This window comes from Endozoicomonas sp. SCSIO W0465 (genome assembly GCF_023716865.1).
Taxonomy (GTDB): domain Bacteria; phylum Pseudomonadota; class Gammaproteobacteria; order Pseudomonadales; family Endozoicomonadaceae; genus Endozoicomonas.
The window spans coordinates 2824312-2845174 of sequence record NZ_CP092417.1; the positions used below are offsets into that span (position 1 = coordinate 2824312).

Here is a 20863-nt window from a genome sequence, read left to right on the forward strand (position 1 = left end):
TTCACCAGCCTTTTCAGAAAGTGTTTTGCTTTTCAAATTCAAACAAATGTTTTAACATCCGCTAACGAAACTGCACGCAGTTTTCACACAACAATAAAAATGCACCTCAAGATGTGCCTGAAGGGAAGTTCTAATGAAAAAAATCAATTCATCCCTCTTTGCACTGTCAACACTGACGCTGGCCATGCAGGCTGGTGCGGCCGGTTTTGCCCTGAATGAATCTTCAGCAGCTGCTGCAGGTACCGCCTATGCGGGTCGGGGCTCCAATGCAGAAGATGCTTCTATTATGGCAGCTAACCCTGCCGGTATTGCGCTGCTGGAAGAGCGGCAGGTGACTTTGGGTGGCGCTCTTGTGGTGCCTAAAGGAAATTTTGAAGGAACGGGTGTTGACCCATTTTCTCCAACAGGGACAGTCTCCAGTAAAAACGACGATTTTCTGAAAACCAAGTTTATTCCTTTTGGCTTTTTTTCCATGCCGGTCGATGAGCAGTTGTCGTTTGGTCTGGGCGTTTATGCGCCTTTTGGGTCCAGCTCTGATTACGGCGATGAATGGGCCGGTAAATATATGGCGGATAAAACTGAGTTTACGGTTGTTAATATTCAACCAACCGTGGCCTACCAGTTTTCTGATGACCTTTCGGTGGGGCTCGGGGTTTTTGCCTCTCACGGTGAGGGTGAGTTAACAAGAGAAGTTGTTCTTCCTGGCCCAGCTTTGGGCAGTTCAAAAATGACCGGTGATGGCTGGGCCTATGGCTGGAATATCGGTGTAATCTGGCAGCCGGTTGAGCAGACGACACTGGGTCTTAGTTATCGCTCCAAAGTGGATCACTCTCTAGAAGGTGATGCGCAGATTACGGTAAAAACTTTTTCAGCTCAATTTGAAGAAAAAGCAAAACTGGACATCACCTTTCCAGAACAGTTTGAGTTGAGCGCCACACACCAGATCGACAACCGTTGGACGGTTATGGCTGGTGCAGTCTGGACCCGCTGGAGCAGTTTTGATGCCCTGGTTATTGAGTCAAACCAGGGTGGCAATGGCCCGATATCGGGGCGTGATCCATCGGATACTGATGTACTTACCTACGTACCTGAAAAGTGGGAAGATGTCTGGGCATTTTCAGTGGGCGCCAGTTACCAGTACAGCGATGACCTGACCCTGAAAGCCGGCTACGCCTTCGACCAGTCGCCAGTGCCCGATGAGTATCGCACCGCAAGAACCCCGGACAGCGACCGTAATTGGCTGACCGTTGGTGCCAAGTATGAATTTGGCAATGACTGGACTGTTGATGCCGCTTATGGCTATATGTTTGGTTCCAAAGTTAATATTGGCGAAAAGAATTATAACAGTGATGGCACTCCTAATGGGGGCTTAACTCTGAAGGGCGAATACGACAACTCCGCCCATGTCTTCAGTGCATCGGTAACCAAGCGCTTCTAAAACCCACTAGGAGGTAGGAGGCTGTCCGAGAACTAGCTATTGAAAAAACGAAAGCTTCAGCATTTTCTTGGCTGATCAAATATTGACCTAAATTTAGCCTGTTTTGGGGTAAAAATTGCGTTTTTTACCCTTTTGCTTGCCTTTATGCTGCCATTTTAAGCCTTTTTGCTTCTTCAAGACGGATTGATCCCGTTGAAACCGATTTGACAATTTTTTTGAAATTATAAGCACTGCAGACCAGTGAAAATTCTCCAGCCACTTTTTCCTTACCCCGGACACTGAACCCTCTGAATCCTGAGTTCTTGATTTGGCCAAAAGGCGGTTCCGCAATCACCTTGCGACGCTCATAAACCGCTTTGGCCTCTTTGGTTTCCATTTTGCGGTTCATCGCCTGGCGTATGGCTTCGTGGCGGTCTGTGCGAATCACTTTCCCCGGGTCTTTGTTGTCACCACTGCACCTTTTACGTAACGGGCAATCCCGGCAGATATCTTTACTGACGCGGTAGCTTTTGTGTTTTGCTTTGCTAGCCGTGTTATAAATCAGCTTCTCACCGGCAGGGCAGGTAAAGCTGTCGTCTGCTTCATGGTAAATAAAATCCGCTTTGACAAACTTTCTGTCAGAGTCTTCCAGTCCCTCTGTTGCAGGCTTCTCCTGTCGATCCGTAGCCATGTAAGCGTCAATGTTCGCATCATCAAACGCTTGCAGGTTGGGCCCTGAGTAATAGCCATTATCCTCACTCATTTTGCCAATGGACGCGTTATCTGTTGCTTCTGCAATGGCTTCAAGTGCAGGCTTTACTTCCTGCTTGTCATTGGCATGCTGGCTGATGTGCTGGCCAACAATGATACCATTATCGCTGTCGACGCTGATCTGGGCGTTATAACTGTACTGATAGCCACTGCCTTTTTTACCCATGATCCTGGCATCATGATCAGCAAAGCTGATTTGCTTTTTGTCGTCTATCGGCTTATCGGGATTCAGGGCCTGTTCCCGTTCTTCAAGCGCTTTTTTGGCCTCCTGGATTTTCTCTAACCGTTCCTGCTTGAATTGCAAGTCTTCAGGAATGCTGTAGCCAGTCTCCTGCTGATAAGCATCGTCCTCTTCACTGTCACTGGTTTCGGCTTTTTTAATCAGGGCCTCAACTTCAGCCATTAATTCAGCTTCTTTGGCCTTAAGTCGTGCGTAGCTCATGGCCTTATGCTTTGATGAGTCGGCTTTGAATTTGGAACCATCAAGAGCGATGTGGCCCAGCGAGGCCATCTGTAGTTCCCGGGCGAGCAGCACGCTCTGTTTGAAACTGCTTTTAAAAAAGGTGGCCTGGTTTTTACGAAAGTCACTGAGCACCCGGAAATTTGGGCAGTGCTGTTTGGCGATATACATGAAAGCCAAGTCCTGATTGCAGCGCCGTTCAATCTCCCTGGAGCTGAACACACCATGGCTATAGGCATAGATCAGGATCGATATAATCAGTCGTGGGTGGTAGGCATTCTGGCCAAGATGGTGATACTGCTTTTCCACTTCAGAGGTGTCGATATGCTTGAAGATATCTTCAAAAACGAAGCAATCATGATCTGGTGGCAGCAGGTCGAAGATGTTCGATGGGAACATCAGGTGCTGGTCAAAATCAGCAGGGTTATCTTTGAATTTGATTGATGACATCCGTTTCGGCAACAATAAAGTGGGCAGAAGATGCCTGATTATACTTAATCAGGCTATTCTCGGACAGCCTCCTAGTACATCATTTCAATGAGATTGACGTGTACCATCTCCGTTCATCCTGAGCGGAGTCGAAGGGTGTTTGGCACGATCTATCATGGGCCGGAGTTTGCGCCCTTCGACAGGCTTGTATGTTTAACCTGTCTCTGATTACTTGTATAAGTACAGAGACGGGGTGAGGGGCATCGACTGCTTACTGCCTTCAGGACAGACTGACTGAGAAGTCCCCACCCACAAGCATGAGCGACGATTAGGAGCGTTACTGCCCTGCAGCAGACAATTTTCGCAAGCTAACGCCAGCCTGTGGTCACCCCATCCGCATAAAGATTACATCAGGGACTGTACTATGGAAATGGTAACTAACTTCGTTGGTGTGGATGTGGCTTCTCGATGGTTAGACATTTGTCTGCACAATGGTTCTTTTGAACGCATTGACAACTCACTCACCGCAATTACAGAGTGGGTCGCTTCTTTGCCTCGGGCAACAGCTATTGCCATGGAAGCAACGGGTCGTTACCACTCATTACTGGCTTCTGTTGCATTCCAGCATGGTCATACCGTTTATGTACTTAACCCAAGGGCTGTGTATCATTACGCAGCCGGAATAGGTCGTCGGCAAAAGAGCGATAAGGCAGATGCTGCAATTATTCGACGTTATCTGAGCAATGAACATGACAGTCTAAAGCCCTGGAGGCCAGCCACAGCCAACCAGGAACTGATTAAAATGCTAACGAACCATCGTGCGTCAGTAGTCAGGCATCGTCAGGCTATTTCAATGACGTGTAAGTCAATGCCTGTTGAGCTAACAATGCTCAATGATGCCCTGGAGGCCCTGAAAAAATTGATCGATGAGCTGGAAAAAAAGGGGGCTTTTACAGGTTGGCGGATGAAAAGTGAGGGGTTGCAACAGAAATAGCCTTCAGAGGAAGATTGATTTGTAAGGATCAAAACTTCTGAAGGATCAGACATGTCTGCAACCCCATCACTTCGTCCTATGTTCGCATTTCCTGGCTGGGTAATCGAGCGAATTGATATTGACTGGAATATCAAACATGCCTTTGTCCATCTCCGTCGGGATGGCCGTATACAACACGTCAGATGTAGTAAGTGCGAAACACCTATGGGGCAGATGAAGACAAACGATCGAAGCGTTCAGGATCTGCCACTGGGGACTCTTCAGGTAAATCTTCTCTTCACTGCATTTCAAGGGCGTTGCTCTCGTTGCGGTAATATAGAAACAGTCACGCCTCCGGGGCTTGCACCTAAAGCTCAAGCAACAGAGCGACTTAAAAGGCATGTCAGCCATCTATGCCGCTATATGCCATGTGACAAGGTTCCTGAATTCATTGCTATCTCTGGCGGCACCGCTCGTCGCTGGGATAAAGAGATGCTCATGAAGATGCTGCCTGCACCCAAGCGGGATGGTATTCGCGCTCTTCTTATCGATGAAAAATCCATTGGTAAGGGGCATCATTTTTTAACCGTTGCTCTGAATGCTGATACCGGTGAAACGCTGTTCCTTGGTGAAGGAAAAAAGAAAGAAGTTCTGGATCGGTTCCTTTCCAGTCTGACAGAAGAACAAAAAGCAAGCATTGAATGCGTTGGTATTGACCGTGGTGGAAGCTATCAGGCTTCAGTGAGAGAGCATCTGCCAAACGCCGATATTGTATACGACAAGTTTCATATTATTGCCAATTACAACGATGTGATTGACCAAATCAGGCGCAGGGAGTGGCGACAGGCAGAAGAAGAGGACAAGCCGTTTATCAAAGGGCAACGCTTTAACCTGTTCAGAAATCCTGAGAATTTAACACCAAAAGGGCAAAGTAATCTGAAGGAGTTGTTAGCCATGAATGAGGATCTCAATCAGGCATATATCCTGAAAGATATGCTAAAACAGCTATGGACGTACAAATATAAAGCCTGTGCCAGAAAGTGCCTGGACAACTGGATAGCACTTGCCAAAGAAACAGGGATATCCGAGTTAAAGAAGTTCGCCAAGGGGTTAGACAGAGCTAGAGAAGGGTTACTGTCATACTGCCAGCATCGTATAACCAGCGCGAAAATCGAAGCCTTCAATGGGGTTATCAAACGGATCATCTATAAAGCATGCGGTTACAATGACCTTGATTACCTATATTTGAAAATTAGACAGGAGGCTCTGAAATGATCAGCCAACCTGTAAAAGCCCCAAAAAAAGATCATGGAAACCATGAAAAACGAAGATCCGGAGCAACAGGAAGGCTTTAAGGCGATGAAGAGTATTCCGGGCTTTGGTGCATTGAGTTCGGCCTTTTTTTCCAACGAAATGGCCAGAGGAGACTTCAAATCTGGAGATCAATTCATTGCCTTTTTTGGACTTGATCTGCAGTTTAAAGACTCTGGCACGAAACGCGGTCGCCGCAGACTGAGCAAGCAAGGTTCAAGCGAAGGTCGCCGTTTGTTGTACAACGTAGCGATGTCAGCTTGCCGTGGCGCATTTAAACCAATGTATGAGCACTACACGTCCAGAATGAGTTGTACTCAGGCTTTGGTGGCGGTGATGCGCAAACTGCTGCGAATTGCGTTCAGCGTATGGCGTAGTAAGAAAGCATTTGATATGGCTATGTATCGTTCCCCTGTAATGCAAAGTGCTTTATAGGCTTATCACTGGGCCATCAAGGACCTGAGATAATGCAGGGAGGACCTTGAAACTGCTAACGGCTAGGGTTCTTGGCAGTGGTTTCGTTTTGTTTAAAGTTTCAACAAGGCTCTAAAATTTCCACTGATAATTGTTGAAAATTATGTTGACAAGAAACATAGAGCCTCAGGACGAGCGGAGTGCAGAGGCTTATGGTAACGACAACCCGTCAAACTCATTGAAACCATGTACTAGGTTCTTGTCTCAATCAAGAAAAAATATGCGTAAAAGATAAGCCCGGCAGTCGTCGGGCATCTTTTTCTGTGCAGGGTGAATTTGTTGACTACTTTATTGATATGAAAAATCGACAACAAGAGATGTCCCATGGAAGTACGAGTACCAACGAATACACCTACTTCACCTCCACTCTCGTCCACCTCAACGTCGCAGTCAGGCTCTTTCGGCAATGCCAGTACCAGTTATAGAAAGGTATCTTCTGAGGCCAGGGGGAATGCTGGCAAGTCCTTTTCAGGCCATACGATCAATAATTCACCGGGAACTCATTCCGGTCTACCGTCGGTGATGCCGGACGGCGATGTTGTCGTCCCGAAGTTGACGACCCCCAGTGGTGCACCGTTAGTTCGCCGTTCCGTTGCCTCTGCCAGCTTACCTGACGAGTTTTATCCGGGGAGCCTTCTATCGCCGTCATCAGTTTTCAGGCCGTCCTCGCAGGCAAACATTTCGCTTCCGAGTATAAGAGAAGATGAGGGCTAAGTTACCGTTAATGGTTGGAAGCACCAATGTTCAGTAATTCTGCTGATCAACCGGCCAACAGTTAATTTTTTTGCTGCCGTCAGTTCTCGCCTCCAGGCCAGATAATGGGGAAGGTAACGAGTTGCAACCCCTTGGAATACGCCGCCAATCCAGCGTTTTAAATGACTGTGATAAGAATTTACAGTCTGGATGTGGTAGATGCCTTCAACAACATGTTGACCTGCTGATGTCACCAGCTCCTTGAAGACAAATCCAAGCTTGTCAGCAAGTTTTTCGTGAGCGAGGTGTGCATCCGCACAGACCGTGGCCTGTATCGATATGCGGCCATTTAAATGCCTGCACAATTCATTAGCACTTTCGTTTTCTAATACACCGTCAACGGTATTTCGATTACGGTCCCGAGCCACCATTACCGGGACTTTTCGGGCTTTGTTGGGATCATTACCCCGCTTTCGGGTTGGCCGTGGAAGGCCTTCTCTTTGCCCTTTGAAGGATTCACGGAAAAATGTTTCATCAAGCTCAGTAATGCCACAAAGCTCTTCTGCTTGATCATTATTAATCACTTCAAGAAAGCGGTGACGCCAGCGGAACGCAGTTTTCAAGTCAATGGCATTCTCAGCAGCAGCTGGTCGCAAGACCATAGAGTGAGTCATACCTGCGAGGTACTTGTTCCATTTTTCAGGGTGCCTGAGCCTTGCCAAAGGCGTTCCACTAAAGGCGTTAAACGTTGAGTCGCAAGTCTTGCAGTGGTAGCGCTGTCGGCCATTTCGTATGCCCCAGCGACCAACGCTATGGCTTTTGCATTTGGGGCACCTGGGGTTTTCGGCAAATTGGGCAAGTATGCTCTTTTCTACGTCAGGTGTTGCATTATCGTTATTGGGTATAGATTCACTGTAAACAGGTTCAGAGTCAGTGGTTTCTACTACCTCGGTAACCTCTATTTGAGTACTAAGGAGCGAGTTGTTAAGAATGTCTCGCTGTTCACTGGTTAATGTTGAAATGGAATCAATAAAATTCTGGAAGAGTTCAGATTGCATATCACTCCCCTACAACGTAGATTTTATGGGAGTTTAGCTGATTCAACCATTAACGGTAACTTAGCCGAAGATGAGGTTTATGAAGATAAGCCAGGTGTGATGTGGAAAAGAGTCTACTGGACTTTTCGTGGAAGACTGGATTTCCAACCAATGCGCATTAATCTGATGCGGCAACATTTGCACCATGCACTGGAACCATTGCTATCCATCTTAGCTGATGACCGTCATGAAGTCAGTGTCATCAGGCATAGGGAAGCACCCTATGTCGTGTCTGTTGATATGAATGCTTATGAATTGGGGAAGATTCCATCTTTAGGTCCCCATTTTGCCTCATTACTTAGATAGTTCTCGTCCAAAAACGCATCAGGCAATCATAATTAGATTGTACGTTCGTTTTGATATTTCCTGAAATTCCAGAGAGCCGCAAAAACTCTTCCCTTTTTTTCTCTAATCTGGGACGGATATTGGAGAAAAACGCGAAAAGCAGGCAGAAAACATCCTCCCACCATGCTGGAAAGGTACTTTCATGTAGCGTGGAGGTGGCTATCAGGATGGTGCCGGGTGTCTGGCCAGAATCACCAGGTTGTAACAGACCACCGATAACCAGCAATGAGAATCAAAACGCTCAGAACCCTTGCAGTGGCAACGTGATAGCCCAAAACATCTCTTTAGCCACGAAATTCCCGCTTCAATACCTGCCCGGAAGCGAAAGAGCGTTTTATACACATACTGACTTTTAGTCATCTCTTCGACTTCAAGTCCGCGCTTCTTATTAAAAGCTACATCGCTGATTCCCATGGCCTTGGCTTTTTCCAAATTAGCGCGACACGCGTATCCGCCGTCACCGCTTGTCTGGCGAGGTACACGACCATAAATTTCTTTTTGTCTTTCCATCATCGGAATGAATTGGTCCGAATCCGCTGGGTTACCTTCCTCAATAACCAGGTCCAGGATCAATCGACTTTTTCCCTGAACCAGGTTCAGTTTATGGCCATACTGTACTTGCCGCCTGTCTTTTACGATGATATCCGTATGGGGTTCATACAGGCTAACCACTTTTTCCTGGGCTGGCACCTTTTCACCCTTAAAGACCCTGCGCTCTGTCTGGGAGACTATTGCATCCACCAGGGGTAACAGGTGATCCACATCGGCCTGCCACTTGTCGGCATCATCAGCCAGGAGACACTGCCCCTGCTGACGGGCGTTTGCTAGCGTGACAGTAGCTTCGATAAGTACCTTCCGGGATTTTCGGGTCAACTGCAGCAGTTTTTTATAATGCTGATGCCGCTCTTCTTTGCCAGCGTAGATGCATTTTCTGGCCGCATCTTTTACGGCTCGGTTGTGATGGGTATATTCATAAAGCGGTGTCGCTGTCAGTGTTTGTCCCCGTTCCAGCAGCCGACAAATTTCTTTAACGGAACTGGCTAAAAGATCACTGTCGCAAGGAGGTTTGATATCCGATTCGGTGACTGTGCTGTCAATAGCCACAGTGCGCCCTTTTTCAATACCCTGATCTTTAGCGGTCATTAGCTGACAGTTATTAATCCGTTCCCATGTAGATGCAGTAAGAAGGCTGATGAGCCCATGCAAACTGGAGCGACTGGGGCGCTGGTTTGGTTCGAGGCGACAAAAGTCTCGAAAAGAGCATGGAGTCCATCAAAACAAACGACAAGTAGTCATAATCACAATTCAAATACTGTTTCAGGAGTGCCGCACGAAGAACGGATTCTGCTGATAGTCCGTTCCGCCCAGTGTTCTGTTTATCACCAGAACTTAAGTCCTCATAAATCCAGTCATTGAACTGTGGATGGGCGTCAAGCCATTGCGAGATACCGGAAAGCTGGGAGCAGATTTCATGAGGTACGTAATGGAGTTCCATACTACACTGCGGGTTGCGTTTTTTGCGCATTTGGAGTCCTCTGTTTTTGGCAATCCCTTATGTTTCTTGCTCTTGGGAAGTTTAGTCGCCAGATAGCAGTAGGGCTCCACTTAATTTTTCAGGATAAAATCTACAGTTTTCAATTGGTTGTGTTTTTGGACGAGAACTAGATACGAGGCTGATGATGACTCTTATCCATATGTATTCCGGCACCCATACATAAACGATTGCATTAGTATCGACTTGCTTAAAATTCGTTTTAATGCTCCGGGTTTCAGTTAAAAAGACATCGCTGAAAAACACCCACAAATGGTCATGACCAGCAACAGCTTTTTCAGTGTGTCGGATTTGGCCTTAATGGCAAACTTCACCGAAAAGTGGGCTCCGGTAATATAGCCAACAGACAAAATCAGTGCCGGAATCCAGGCTATCTGATCACGGGCAATAAAGACGATCAGGGCCACCATCGTAAAAGCCAGCGTGCAGACCAGTTTCAAGGCATTGCCGCGCACCAGGTCGTAACGGAGCACGCCACATACCGCTGCCAGCAGAATAAAGCCAACACCAGCCTGTACAAAGCCGCCATAGAATCCGGCTATGGTCAGGCCAGTCCGGGATTTTGGTGAGTCGGCAACTTTTAATGGCACCGTCCCCTCTGGAGGAACAACCAATGTAGGCCGCAATACCATAATCAGGCTCATGATGACCATGGCGCCCAGCAACATGGGCTTTAATATCCACTCCGGACTGAAAGATGCAGTCAGTGCTCCCATCAGGCCTCCCACCAGAGTGGGAATCATCATCGGCAAAATTTCGGTAGTTTCCAGACGATTATGTTGCTTGAAGCCAATGGCTCCGGTCAGGCTCTGTAGAAAAATGCCAACCCGGTTACTGGCATTGGCGATATCAGCCGGCATGCCCATGACCATCAGGGCTGGCAGCGTCAGGTTGGAACCCCCGCCCGCCAGGGTGTTGATTATGCCGGCCAGTACGCCCAGTGTGATCAGTATTGCGGATGATGCTATCGTCACTTCCATAAACCATTCCTGTTGTCGTTTTCTTGTTTGGTAATCCGAGTTTTTATCAATTAAATAAATCTATTGAAGGTATTTCTTTAATCAATTTTGATATTTGATGCTCTGGTCGTATTCTTTACCACGTGAACAGTACACTTTAAACCCAAAAACACTCATCAGAAGCGAAGCAAAAAGGAAAATCAAATGACTCAATCTCTGATTAATACCGTTATCAAGCCATTCAAAGCTACTGCTTTCCACAATGGTGAATTTGTCGATCTGACTGAACAGAGCCTGCTGGGCAAGTGGTCTGTGGTGTTCTTCTACCCGGCTGACTTCACCTTTGTCTGCCCAACGGAACTGGGTGATGTGGCTGACCACTACGAGCAGCTGCAGGCCATGGGCGTAGAAGTATACTCCGTTTCAACGGATACGCACTTCACCCATAAGGCATGGCACGACAGCTCTGAAACTATCAAGAAAATCCAGTTCCCAATGATCGGCGATCCAACGGGCACCATCACCCGCAATTTCGGTGTGATGATTGAAGAAGATGGCCTGGCACTGCGTGGCACCTTCGTCATCAATCCGGAAGGTGAAATCAAGGCGATCGAAATCAACGACCTGGGTATTGGCCGTTCCGCCAAAGACCTGGTACGCAAGGTACAGGCTGCCCAGTACATCGCTGAGCATGACGGCGAAGTTTGCCCGGCGGCATGGCAGCCGGGTGAAGAGACGCTGGCGCCTTCCCTGGATCTGGTTGGCAAGATCTAAATAATTGACCGTTGCTGATTGCCATCCCCGGACTGCCCGTACGGGGACGGCTCAAAGGCTGACGAGGAATGCTGAGTAAACCGTTGTTCAACATTCCTGGCCAGCTTTAAAAAGAAAGCAAGAAACCATCCTTCGCCTTATCAATACCGTTTTTCCATAACTTGCCATAAACAGGGGTTCGACCATGCTCGACACAAATATGAAAACCCAGTTACAGAGCTACCTGCAGAATCTGAAAACATCCGTTGAGTTGGTGGTATTCCTGGACGACAGCAATAAGTCAGCTGAAATGGAGTCTCTGGCAAACGACATTGCCAGTCTGTCTGACAAAGTATCGGTTGCCAGGGCAGATAACGGCAATGAGCGCAAACCGTCCATGCTGGTTCGTTCAGCGGCAACGGGCAGTGAAATCCGCTTTGCCGGCCTGCCAATGGGGCATGAATTCACCTCCCTGGTTCTGGCGTTGCTGCACAGCGGCGGTCATCCGATTAAGGTGGATGATTCGGTGGCAGAGCAGGTAAAAGCACTGGCAGGTAACTACCGTTTTGAAACTTACGTTTCCCTGAGCTGTCAGAACTGCCCGGATGTGGTGCAGGCCCTGAACATTATGTCGGCCCTGAATCCAAACATCACCAATGTGATGATTGATGGAGCCCTGTTTCCGAGAGAAGTGGACGAACGGAAAATTATGGCGGTTCCTTCGGTTTACCTGAACGGTGAACTGTTTGCCCAGGGTCGTATCTCTCTGCAGGAAATCCTGAACAAGCTGGATATCGGGGCTGCCCAGCGTCAGGCAGAAACCATCGCTGAAAAGGCACCGTTTGATGTACTGGTGGTTGGCGGCGGTCCTGCCGGTGCCTCTGCGGCGATCTACAGTGCCCGTAAAGGCATTCGTACCGGCATCGTGGCGGACCGTTTCGGTGGCCAGGTGATGGATACCGTCGGCATTGAAAACTTTATCTCCGTTAAAGCAACGGAAGGCCCCAAGCTGGCGGCAAGTCTGGAAGAGCATGTCCGTGACTATGATGTGGATATCATGACTCAGCAGCGTGCCAGCCGTATTGTTGCAGCGGAACAGGTGGGAGACCTGATTCAGGTTGAGCTGGAAAGCGGGGCAACACTGAAAAGCCGCTCACTGGTGATTGCCACCGGTGCCCGCTGGCGAGAAATGAACGTGCCGGGTGAGCAGGAATATCGTGGTAAAGGTGTCGCCTACTGCCCACACTGTGATGGCCCGCTGTTCAAGGGTAAAAAAGTTGCAGTTATTGGTGGTGGTAACTCCGGTATTGAAGCGGCCATCGATCTGGCCGGAATTGTTGAACATGTAACGGTTCTGGAATTCGATAACAAGCTCAGAGCGGATGAAGTCCTGCAGCGTAAGGCTCGTTCCATGGGCAATATCGATATCATTACCGAAGCGCTGACCACAGAAGTGTTGGGCGACGGTGAGAAGGTGACCGGACTGCGTTACACCGACCGGGTAACGGATAACAGTAATACAATTGAGTTGTCGGGTATTTTTGTCCAGATCGGTCTGGTTCCCAACGCCGAGTTCCTGAAGGGAACTATGGAGTTGAGCCCGCGAGGTGAGATTGTCGTCGGTGCCCAGGGTGAAACTTCCCTGCCTGGTGTGTTTGCCGCCGGTGATGTAACCACCGCACCCTACAAACAAATCATTATTGCCATGGGCAGTGGCGCTACTGCTGCACTGGGTGCGTTTGATTACCTGATCCGTACGCCAGAGCTCCAGCAACAGAAAGCGGCTTGATTTGTCGGTGCTTTGATATTTTGGCATAAAACTTTTGGTTATTTTGGAAGATGTAATAATACTTGCTTTCTGATTAAAAAAGACCTTGGAAAACTCCGGAAACAATACATCATGTGTGTATAAATGAGGTCTCATTTAGGTAGCTGGCCATATGGAGTCAGAAACATTTGAGGCTCTTTTCGAATTCCGAACTGCTGAACTATCCTTGGTGGATATAATTAGCCATCGCCAGCATTGACCATGAATATAGGCCGAATCTCAGATATCATCAGTAATGACACCTGCTTTGAGATGATCCGTGAGAACCGCTGGCCAGATGGCACTGTTCTCTGTCCGCACTGTGATTCTGAGAATGTCAAAAAGAATGGACACGACAATGTGCAGGTAGAGTGCCAGCACTATTACTGTAAGTCCTGTAAGCGCTACTTCGATGACCTGACAAATACGGTTTTCGCAGGACACCACCGACCACTCAAAGTCTGGATTGCCTGTCTCTATTTAATGGGGCTGAACGTCTCCAACAGCCAGATAGCTCAGGAACTTGATCTGTGTGTCAGTGATGCACACCATATGACCACAGTCTTACGAAATGGTGTTGTTGACCGAAAGCCTGAAGTGATTCTTGATGGCGAAGTTGAATTCGACGAGGTCTACATTGTAGCTGGTCACAAGGGACACCCTGAAGCATTAAAAAAATCTGGATCGTCCACCGAGAAAAAGAAGGCTTAAAGGCGCTCCGGGCCGTGGGACTCTTGAAAAAGACAAACCGCCGGTATTGGGAATGATTCAAAGGGGAGGTCAGGTCATTATCAACATGCTGTCGAACGTTAAGAAGGCGACAATCGAACCATTTATCAAGAAACACGTAGCCCCACAGAGCCAGATTTATACCGATGAATACAACATCTATGATGACCTTGAAAGCTGGGGCTTCAGACATAAAACGGTCTGTCACGGCAAAGGTGAGTATGCTCGTGATGATGACAAAGACGGTATTTACGAGGTGCATGTTAATACTATGGAGGGGTTTTGGTCACTTCTACGCTCGTGGCTAAGGCCTCACAGGGGAATATCCCAAGAGGCTTTACCCCTTTACCTTGGCTTTTTTGAGTTTTTGCATAATATTGGCCGAAGAGGCAAAAGTCTTCTTCAGCCCTTAGTCAACTTGCTGGTTACATAGCAGTCTGGAATTGGAAAAGAGCCACATTTGATTTCATATGGTTAGCTAGTTCCCATCCAAAAACTATAGCCCTTGGGCCACGTAGCCTACAGAGATTTGACGTGCTCTGAATTTACAGGAAAATCACATCAACTCCGCTGTAGCCCCCGAAAACTGGTTGAAAAAGGCGTCAAAACAAAACTTGATTTTTTCCCTCTAAGCCTTGGCACGCATAGGCTGCAGAGTTTTTGGACGAGAACTAGCTACTTATTAAGCTCAGGATCTTTTTTCAGGGAACAACGTAGATAGCAAGTTATCGCTATTAAACTTCAGTTTTGTCGTAACTGTTAAGCCCCCCTCACATAGATCTGGCATTTTCTGATTTTTATACCATTCTCTTAAGCACTGTTTTTACCAACATTCGCCAACAGGATTCCTGGGCTGCATGCAACTATGTCGACTGAGATGCTCTTGAAAGAGAATGCACAAAACGACTTATTGAGTTGAAAACTGAAACACTGCGGTTCATGTCAGATTTTACAATCCCCTTCGACAACAATGTGTCGCAGGACTATCCGAATCCAAATACGTAAACACAATGGTTATGAGAACCTTCCCATTCCATACAAACTGAAGGTTTTCTGCCGTGACAGAATGGACCAATGGGCGGGAATGGCAATCCATCATGACAGGGGTCCTCCAGTTGCAGACCGCTGCCAGCGCTATGATACCCGAAACAGCCCCCGGAAAAATTGGCTCTAACAATGCCGGGGAAAAATGTTTGCCCCGGGAACAATCCGACATAATCGTGCACAAAAAGGCACACATTTACCCGTGCACCACCTGCAAAGCCCCACTACGGTTCCAGGGAGTCGTTCAGGCTGACTGATGCTATTCCTAACCTCCTTGTTAGTCAATCAAGCTTCCGATATTGATAGTCTGCGTTTAATCACCACACGTTACCTATCTCTCGATATCAACAAGGACGTTATATTATGAGCTATCCAAATGTAATCCCAACCTCTACTCATCTCGGTCATGCCCGATTTTCTGCTCCAACCATGGAGAAAGACAGCAGGCGTTCTATATGGTCAAGTGTCGGCAGAGCTGCCGGCAAGGCGGTTGCCATGCCATTCCGTCTGGCATCAACGGTAGTGAACGGCGGTGTTTTTGCTGCCTACTATGTGACCACCATGGCTATTACCGGACTTGCTGCCACCGGAGGTACCGTCTTCGGTATGGCAAAAATAGCGACTGACCACATCCGTGGGAAACCCCATAAAAGTTTGTCCGAGTATGCTATTACTCCCGCCAGAAAGACCTTTAACTTTATGTCTCGACTGTATAATGAGCTGCCAAAACATGGCGCAGAATGCATCTTTGCCGGAGTAGCCATTGCTGCGGTAACGGCTGTAGCAATTATCGCCATGAGTCAGGGTGGTGGCGACTGTGGCAGTGGTTGTGGCAATGTTTTCATATTCATGGATACGACTCATCATCACTATCATGGTGGTGGCGGTTCCACAGGTTATCGGGAATATTCTGATGATGACTATAATCCCTCTGGCTTGGCGGCAATACTGCATCCTTATAGACCTTCTATTGTCCTTGGACGTAAAATCATGGGTAAAACTACCCGGATACTCAATCAAGGCCATGAGGTTGACTAAATATTCGCATTAATAGGTTGTTATCGGAAGTTTTGTTTGTAAAAGCATATAGTGCTTGTCCGAAAACCCATCAGCCCTTGAAAACAGCAGTCAGTGGCCTTACTTAATCATTGAAGATTTCCACTGACAGGCTGTTTTCTCACTCATGCGCTAAACCATTAAGCCACAAAAGCAGTTAGGCGAAGTCGATATCTCTGCCATCACGGATTATTCAAGGGTTTTCTGGCAGACACTAATACATCATTTCAATGAGATTGACGTGTACCATCTACGTTCATCCTGAGTGGAGTCGAAGGGTGTTTGGCACGATCTATCATGGGTTTGAATAAGACCTTGCTCGTACTGTATCAGAATGTTAGCCGAACCACTGTTTCAGGGTTTCTCTGGCTTTTTGGGCATGTGTTTCATTGATGTGGGCAACAATTGCAGCTATAGCAGCTATCAGTACTCCCATATCGTCAGAATAACCAACGACCGGCATTACATCCGGCATTGCATCGACTGGTGAAATGAAATAGCCCAGTGCGCCGTAAGCGATACCCTTTGCCCAGGTTGGTGTATGCTCATCGTTGGCTGCGTAATAGAGTTTTAATGCAGGTTCCAAAACGTTTTCGCCGGCAATTTTGGCGAATTTCCTGACCTTATCCCAAAAACTGTTTTCGCTGTAATGATTAGTGAATTCAGTGTCGTTCTGCATGCACCACCTTCCAAATATTTTCTTTTTGATCACCCAGTCTGACTGACCCTTAGTCTTTTTGCAGCCTCTACCATATTTTTCAAAGCCGCTTCCACCTCAGGCCAGTCTCTGGTTTTCAGCCCACAGTCCGGGTTGACCCATAAACGCTGCCTGGGAATTTTCTTTGCGGCCTTGGTCATCAGCTGTTGAATCCACTCAATACTGGGGACGTTTGGTGAGTGAATGTCATAAACGCCAGGGCCAATCTCATTGGGGTATTCAAACGCTTCAAATGCATCCAGCAGTTCCATATCAGAGCGGGAAGTTTCTATGGTGATGACATCCGCATCCATTGCCGCAATATATTCAATAATGTCATTAAACTCGCTGTAACACATGTGGGTATGGATTTGAGTCTCATCCTTTACGCCACTGGCAGCAATTCGAAAGCTTTTTACTGCCCACTCCAGATAGGCTGGCCAGTCTGCTTTTCTCAAAGGCAAGCCTTCCCGAATGGCGGGCTCATCAATCTGAATAATGCCTATACCCGCCTGCTCAAGATCAACGACTTCATCTCTTAATGCTAACGCTAACTGCAGACAAGACACTTCTCTGCTCACATCATCTCTTGGAAATGACCAGCAGAGAATGGTAACCGGCCCGGTTAACATGCCTTTAACCGGTTGACTGGTCTGTTCCTGAGCATAACGGCTCCAGGTAATGGTCATCGGCTCAGGGCGGCTGACGTCACCGATAATAATCGGTGGTTTTACACAGCGACTGCCATAGCTCTGCACCCAGCCATTGACAGTAAAGGCAAACCCTTCCAGCTGCTGGCCAAAATATTCAACCATATCATTGCGTTCTGCCTCTCCATGGACAAGTACATCCAGGCCAAGCGACTCTTGTCTTTTAATTGTGTTCCGGATTTCTTCTTGCATGGCTTCAATATAAGACTGCTCATCTAATTCCCCCTTACGAAACTGTAAGCGTTTCTGTCGTATCTCCCGTGTTTGAGGAAAAGAACCAAGGGTGGTTGTGGGAAATTCAGGCTGATTCAGTTTTTCGTGCTGTAATGTTGCCCTAACTGCATAAGGAGAGTGGCGGTGGTCAATATCCTTGTCGTCTTTTAATGCCGTCAACCGTTGCTCTACCGCTGTATTATGAACCCGCTGAGATTGTTGTCTGGCAGACACAGCTTTTTCTGCTTCAGTAATCAATTTCAGCACAGCCGGATCCTGCGCCTGGTGCCCACCGGTTAAAACCTGACCAATGACTGATACCTCTTGGCATTTCTGCCTGGCAAAAGCAAACCAGGATTTCAGCTCATCATCAAGCTCAGTTTCATTTTCCAGATCAACCGGAACGTGGAGTAATGAGCAACTTGGTGCTACCCACAGCCGATCTCCCAGCCGCTCCGCTGCCTCCTTCAATTGCTGCAATATCTGCTTCAGGTCTGAGCGCCATACATTTCGGCCATTAATAATACCAGCCGATAAAACTTTGTAGGCAGGCAAGCGGTCAAGCAGTGCTGGTAACTGATCAGGGCCGCGAACCAGATCAATATGAAGGCCATCCACTGGCAGATTGACCACTGTGGTCGTTGTACCATTCAGGCCACCAAAGTAGCTGGCCAATAGGATTTTTACATTGCAACTCTGCAGTCGGTTATATACCGATTCAAACGCCTGGTTCCATTCCTGAGGAAGGTCCAGAACCAGAATGGGTTCGTCAATCTGTACCCACTCCACATTCATGTCGGCCAACCTGGCCAGAACGCTGCCATAAACCTCAACTACACTGTCAAGCAGTTCCAGTCGGTCAAAAATCTCACCCTTGACTTTACCAAGCCACAGCCAGGTCAGTGGGCCGATCAGTACCGGTTTTACCCTGAGGTCCTGCTCAATAGCCTCGGCGGTTTCATCCAGAATAGCAGCGTTAGATAGCTGGAATTTTTGGCCTTTATACAACTCCGGCACTATAAAATGGTAGTTAGTATCAAACCATTTAGTCATTTCACAGGCAGCAGCAGGCTCTCCAGTGGGCGCTTGACCTCGGGCCATACGAAATAGCGTATCAATATCATCAGGATCAGCTTCCGAAAATCGTTCCGGCACCGCACCCAGCATCAGAGAGTGATTCAGCACCTGGTCATACCAGGTAAAATCCCCCGTCGGAATCAGGTGAAGTCCTGATTCTTTCTGCAGCTGCCAGTGCAGCTTACGCAGGCGACGGCCTTCCTCGAACAGCTCCGCCCTGGACAGGTCGCCACGCCAGTAACTTTCCTGGGCTCTCTTCAACTCACGGTTGGCACCTATTCGTGGAAATCCAAGGTTATGGGTGGTGATCATGAAATAACTCCGGGCAGATCGACAGGCTTATTGTTTTCAGGGTTGATCAAAGAGTAGCCGTGATTCTGTTGGAGAGTTAGTTTTGAATCAAACTCATCAAACGGCATTTTCGACAAAAGTGATCGATCAAAAGCCGGAATAGTTCGAACTATTCCGGCTTTTGGGCATTTGAAGTTGGGACTGCAGGATTCAGGTGCGAATGCTTCATGCCTTTGTGGCTTGCGTCAAAATCAAGCGATGGCTTCACGAATATCCACAGTATTATTAGCTGAAACTTCACTCTCCGGGTGGATTTCCTGCAGTACTTCAGGCTTCCCTTTAAAAGCTTTGGCGAGAATATCCTTGTTGCGAGACATCAGCAGACCGATCTCTTCTGCCAGTTGTTCATCAATCTTGAAATTGGCTTCCAGCATGCCGGTGATGCCATCGGCCAGCTCGAGCATACGATCGTGTTCTTCTGCAGCTTTCTTATCAGTAAACATGCTTCCGTCCCGGTCAACTCGCCACATGGGGGTAATAGACATGGGCTTCCTCCTGTATTGGGTCTTACATACTGTATGTAAATACAGTTATTTTGTCCAGAAGACTATCGAACAGAACTTACCGCGGCGGAAAAATGGAACTCAGCAGTTGCCGGTCAAGCCGGCCACTCATCTGGAGGCTCTTCAGTTTGATCAGTTGACTTAGCGGGAACGTTTTTTCGGATGAGGGCTGAAACGTTTGGCACTGCCTTTCACCTTCCTGGCCTGCACTTCGTTTTTCTTCAGTCGATCCTGTGGCTTTTTGTGAAAAGCAGGTGCCGGTGACAGGTTCACCAGTGCTGCCAGTGCGTCGATATCCGGTTTTTCCAGCTCCTGAAACTGCCCCTGACGCAGGTGATCAGGAATGATCATGCTGCCAAAACGAACCCGTTTCAAACGGCTGACTTTCAGATCCTGGGATTCCCAAAGGCGACGGACTTCACGGTTACGGCCTTCCAGTATGCAGACGTGGAACCAATGGTTAATGCCGGTACCACCGGAGTCCACAATATCGGTAAAACGAGCGATACCGTCTTCCAGCTCAACGCCATCAAACAGGTTTTTCACTTTCTGCTGGGTGATATCGCCCATGACCCGTACGGCGTACTCACGCTCAATGGCGTGTGAGGGATGCATCAGGCGGCTGGCCAGTTCTCCATCGTTGGTAAACAGCAACAGACCGGAAGTATTCAGGTCCAGGCGACCAATGGAGATCCAGCGCTCACCTTTCAGTTTGGGAAGTTTATCGAATACCGTTGGGCGGCCTTCCTTATCGGAACGGCTGCAGATTTCGCCTTCTGGTTTGTTATAAGCGATGACACGACGAATACCGGAGGCATAGGCTTCCAGCTTAATGATCCGGCCGTCCACAGCGATGGTGTCGGTCGGGGTTGCGCGGTCACCCAGGCTGGCTTTGACACCGTTGACACTGATGCGTCCTTCAGTGATCCAGCGCTCCATCTCACGGCGTGAGCCAAGGCCAGCGCCCGCCAGGATCTTTTGCAGTTTTTCGCCCTGCGGAGGGAGTGTAGTTTCTGTGGTCATGGGATATCGGCGGGGTCTCCGCCCGGAATTGTACAAGAGGGAACGCAGTATAACGGCAGGTCCGGGTACAAACAATCCGGTTGAGCCGCAGTCAAATCCAATGATGAGTGTAAAAGCGCTGCCTTATGCAGACAGGGTTGCGGAACAGGAGCATCCTTTGATCCGGGCTGTGCGGAGGTCTCAAGAATAAGCCGATGCGTAGGGGTTTCCTGTTACGCTGGTAAAATTGGCGCCAGCAAGTCATCGATTCGCTCCTGTGTTTACCGTTAGACAAATATCAATTGGAACAAAACTGGCTTTTCAGTGTCATAAAGAGTGTCATAAAGAGAGTTCTTGAATGGATTCACTGCCTTTGCAGATTTCAAAGGGGAAATTTGGTTTTAGCCCAACTTAAACAGCAGGTATCCCCTACATGCCAG

19 protein-coding genes are annotated in these 20863 nt (G+C 48.0%); 10 read left to right on the top strand and 9 right to left on the bottom strand.

From position 1 onward, the window contains the following. Window positions 1-133: 133 nt before the first annotated feature. The gene (locus tag MJO57_RS12350; RefSeq protein ID WP_252025665.1) at window positions 134-1438 is read left to right on the top strand and encodes an OmpP1/FadL family transporter; all 1305 of its coding nucleotides are present in this window, start codon (window positions 134-136) and stop codon (window positions 1436-1438) included. Between the two features lie 142 nt (window positions 1439-1580). On the opposite strand, the gene MJO57_RS12355 is transcribed toward MJO57_RS12350, so the two are convergent. Then, a complete protein-coding gene (locus tag MJO57_RS12355; RefSeq protein ID WP_252017502.1) occupies window positions 1581-3098 on the bottom strand; it encodes an IS1182 family transposase in 1518 nt (505 codons plus the stop codon). A 403-nt stretch (window positions 3099-3501) separates the two neighbouring features. Here MJO57_RS12355 and MJO57_RS12360 point away from each other — a divergent pair, with 403 nt between their 5' ends. Genes MJO57_RS12360 through MJO57_RS12370 form a run of 3 tightly spaced genes read left to right on the top strand, consistent with a single transcriptional unit; the run spans window position 3502 to window position 5796 of the window. Beyond that, on the top strand, window positions 3502-4071 hold the full coding sequence (locus tag MJO57_RS12360) for an IS110 family transposase (protein ID WP_252025667.1): 570 nt from the start codon (window positions 3502-3504) through the stop codon (window positions 4069-4071). Window positions 4072-4122: 51 nt separating this feature from the next. Then, window positions 4123-5325, top strand: a complete 1203-nt coding sequence (locus MJO57_RS12365) for an ISL3 family transposase (RefSeq protein ID WP_252017687.1) — start codon at window positions 4123-4125, stop codon at window positions 5323-5325. Between the two features lie 33 nt (window positions 5326-5358). Further along, window positions 5359-5796, top strand: coding sequence for a transposase (locus MJO57_RS12370; RefSeq protein WP_252025668.1), 438 nt, complete (start codon window positions 5359-5361; stop codon window positions 5794-5796). Between the two features lie 749 nt (window positions 5797-6545). On the opposite strand, the gene MJO57_RS12375 is transcribed toward MJO57_RS12370, so the two are convergent. After that, the gene (locus MJO57_RS12375) at window positions 6546-7586 is read right to left on the bottom strand and encodes an IS1595 family transposase (RefSeq protein ID WP_252017335.1); all 1041 of its coding nucleotides are present in this window, start codon (window positions 7584-7586) and stop codon (window positions 6546-6548) included. Here MJO57_RS12375 and MJO57_RS12380 point away from each other — a divergent pair. Beyond that, entirely contained in the window at window positions 7581-7931 is a 351-nt protein-coding gene (locus MJO57_RS12380; RefSeq protein WP_252025670.1) for a hypothetical protein, read from the top strand. The two genes, MJO57_RS12375 and MJO57_RS12380, sit on opposite strands and share 6 nt — an antisense overlap. A 201-nt stretch (window positions 7932-8132) precedes the next feature. Here MJO57_RS12380 and MJO57_RS12385 read toward each other — a convergent pair whose 3' ends face one another. From MJO57_RS12385 to MJO57_RS12395, 3 genes are all read right to left on the bottom strand, one after another. Then, window positions 8133-9176: an ISNCY family transposase gene (locus MJO57_RS12385; protein WP_252025672.1), complete on the bottom strand. Its 1044-nt coding sequence runs from the start codon at window positions 9174-9176 to the stop codon at window positions 8133-8135. Beyond that, window positions 9127-9495, bottom strand: a complete 369-nt coding sequence (locus tag MJO57_RS12390; protein ID WP_252025674.1) for a hypothetical protein — start codon at window positions 9493-9495, stop codon at window positions 9127-9129. The genes MJO57_RS12385 and MJO57_RS12390 overlap by 50 nt, the downstream gene beginning before the upstream one ends. Window positions 9496-9743: 248 nt before the next feature. Further along, on the bottom strand, window positions 9744-10502 hold the full coding sequence (locus MJO57_RS12395) for a sulfite exporter TauE/SafE family protein (protein ID WP_252025676.1): 759 nt from the start codon (window positions 10500-10502) through the stop codon (window positions 9744-9746). Window positions 10503-10685: 183 nt separating this feature from the next. Between MJO57_RS12395 and ahpC the strand changes: the two genes are divergently transcribed. From ahpC to MJO57_RS12420, 5 genes are all read left to right on the top strand, one after another. After that, complete coding sequence (gene ahpC / locus MJO57_RS12400) at window positions 10686-11255, top strand: alkyl hydroperoxide reductase subunit C (RefSeq protein WP_252025678.1); 570 nt, start codon at window positions 10686-10688, stop codon at window positions 11253-11255. Window positions 11256-11439: 184 nt separating this feature from the next. Beyond that, the gene (gene ahpF, locus MJO57_RS12405) at window positions 11440-13023 is read left to right on the top strand and encodes an alkyl hydroperoxide reductase subunit F (protein ID WP_252025680.1); all 1584 of its coding nucleotides are present in this window, start codon (window positions 11440-11442) and stop codon (window positions 13021-13023) included. 240 nt (window positions 13024-13263) lie between these two features. Next, window positions 13264-13752, top strand: coding sequence for a transposase (locus tag MJO57_RS12410; RefSeq protein ID WP_252018524.1), 489 nt, complete (start codon window positions 13264-13266; stop codon window positions 13750-13752). Beyond that, a complete protein-coding gene (locus MJO57_RS12415) occupies window positions 13721-14203 on the top strand; it encodes an IS1595 family transposase (protein WP_252026893.1) in 483 nt (160 codons plus the stop codon). Before MJO57_RS12410 ends, MJO57_RS12415 begins: the two co-directional genes overlap by 32 nt. Before the next feature lie 974 nt (window positions 14204-15177). Beyond that, window positions 15178-15852 (top strand): hypothetical protein, encoded by a 675-nt coding sequence (locus tag MJO57_RS12420; RefSeq protein ID WP_252025682.1) that lies wholly within the window; start codon window positions 15178-15180, stop codon window positions 15850-15852. 355 nt (window positions 15853-16207) lie between these two features. Here MJO57_RS12420 and MJO57_RS12425 read toward each other — a convergent pair whose 3' ends face one another. The 4 genes from MJO57_RS12425 to rluB all read right to left on the bottom strand — a co-directional run bounded on the left by MJO57_RS12425 (window position 16208) and on the right by rluB (window position 20444). Beyond that, the gene (locus MJO57_RS12425) at window positions 16208-16582 is read right to left on the bottom strand and encodes a YkvA family protein (protein ID WP_252025684.1); all 375 of its coding nucleotides are present in this window, start codon (window positions 16580-16582) and stop codon (window positions 16208-16210) included. After that, entirely contained in the window at window positions 16579-18879 is a 2301-nt protein-coding gene (gene metE / locus MJO57_RS12430) for a 5-methyltetrahydropteroyltriglutamate--homocysteine S-methyltransferase (RefSeq protein WP_252025686.1), read from the bottom strand. Before metE ends, MJO57_RS12425 begins: the two co-directional genes overlap by 4 nt. A 230-nt stretch (window positions 18880-19109) precedes the next feature. Continuing rightward, the gene (locus MJO57_RS12435; protein ID WP_252025688.1) at window positions 19110-19403 is read right to left on the bottom strand and encodes a YebG family protein; all 294 of its coding nucleotides are present in this window, start codon (window positions 19401-19403) and stop codon (window positions 19110-19112) included. 159 nt (window positions 19404-19562) lie between these two features. Then, window positions 19563-20444, bottom strand: a complete 882-nt coding sequence (rluB, locus tag MJO57_RS12440) for a 23S rRNA pseudouridine(2605) synthase RluB (protein ID WP_252025690.1) — start codon at window positions 20442-20444, stop codon at window positions 19563-19565. Between the last annotated feature and the right edge of the window lie 419 nt (window positions 20445-20863).

Coding starts and splice junctions, on each gene's coding strand:
- MJO57_RS12350 (WP_252025665.1), top strand. CDS start 134: ATGAAAAAAATCAATTCATCCCTCTTTGCACTGTCAACACTGACGCTG.
- MJO57_RS12355 (WP_252017502.1), bottom strand. CDS start 3,098: ATGTCATCAATCAAATTCAAAGATAACCCTGCTGATTTTGACCAGCAC.
- MJO57_RS12360 (WP_252025667.1), top strand. CDS start 3,502: ATGGAAATGGTAACTAACTTCGTTGGTGTGGATGTGGCTTCTCGATGG.
- MJO57_RS12365 (WP_252017687.1), top strand. CDS start 4,123: ATGTCTGCAACCCCATCACTTCGTCCTATGTTCGCATTTCCTGGCTGG.
- MJO57_RS12370 (WP_252025668.1), top strand. CDS start 5,359: ATGGAAACCATGAAAAACGAAGATCCGGAGCAACAGGAAGGCTTTAAG.
- MJO57_RS12375 (WP_252017335.1), bottom strand. CDS start 7,586: ATGCAATCTGAACTCTTCCAGAATTTTATTGATTCCATTTCAACATTA.
- MJO57_RS12390 (WP_252025674.1), bottom strand. CDS start 9,495: ATGCGCAAAAAACGCAACCCGCAGTGTAGTATGGAACTCCATTACGTA.
- MJO57_RS12395 (WP_252025676.1), bottom strand. CDS start 10,502: ATGGAAGTGACGATAGCATCATCCGCAATACTGATCACACTGGGCGTA.
- ahpC (WP_252025678.1), top strand. CDS start 10,686: ATGACTCAATCTCTGATTAATACCGTTATCAAGCCATTCAAAGCTACT.
- ahpF (WP_252025680.1), top strand. CDS start 11,440: ATGCTCGACACAAATATGAAAACCCAGTTACAGAGCTACCTGCAGAAT.
- MJO57_RS12410 (WP_252018524.1), top strand. CDS start 13,264: ATGAATATAGGCCGAATCTCAGATATCATCAGTAATGACACCTGCTTT.
- MJO57_RS12420 (WP_252025682.1), top strand. CDS start 15,178: ATGAGCTATCCAAATGTAATCCCAACCTCTACTCATCTCGGTCATGCC.
- metE (WP_252025686.1), bottom strand. CDS start 18,879: ATGATCACCACCCATAACCTTGGATTTCCACGAATAGGTGCCAACCGT.
- MJO57_RS12435 (WP_252025688.1), bottom strand. CDS start 19,403: ATGTCTATTACCCCCATGTGGCGAGTTGACCGGGACGGAAGCATGTTT.
- rluB (WP_252025690.1), bottom strand. CDS start 20,444: ATGACCACAGAAACTACACTCCCTCCGCAGGGCGAAAAACTGCAAAAG.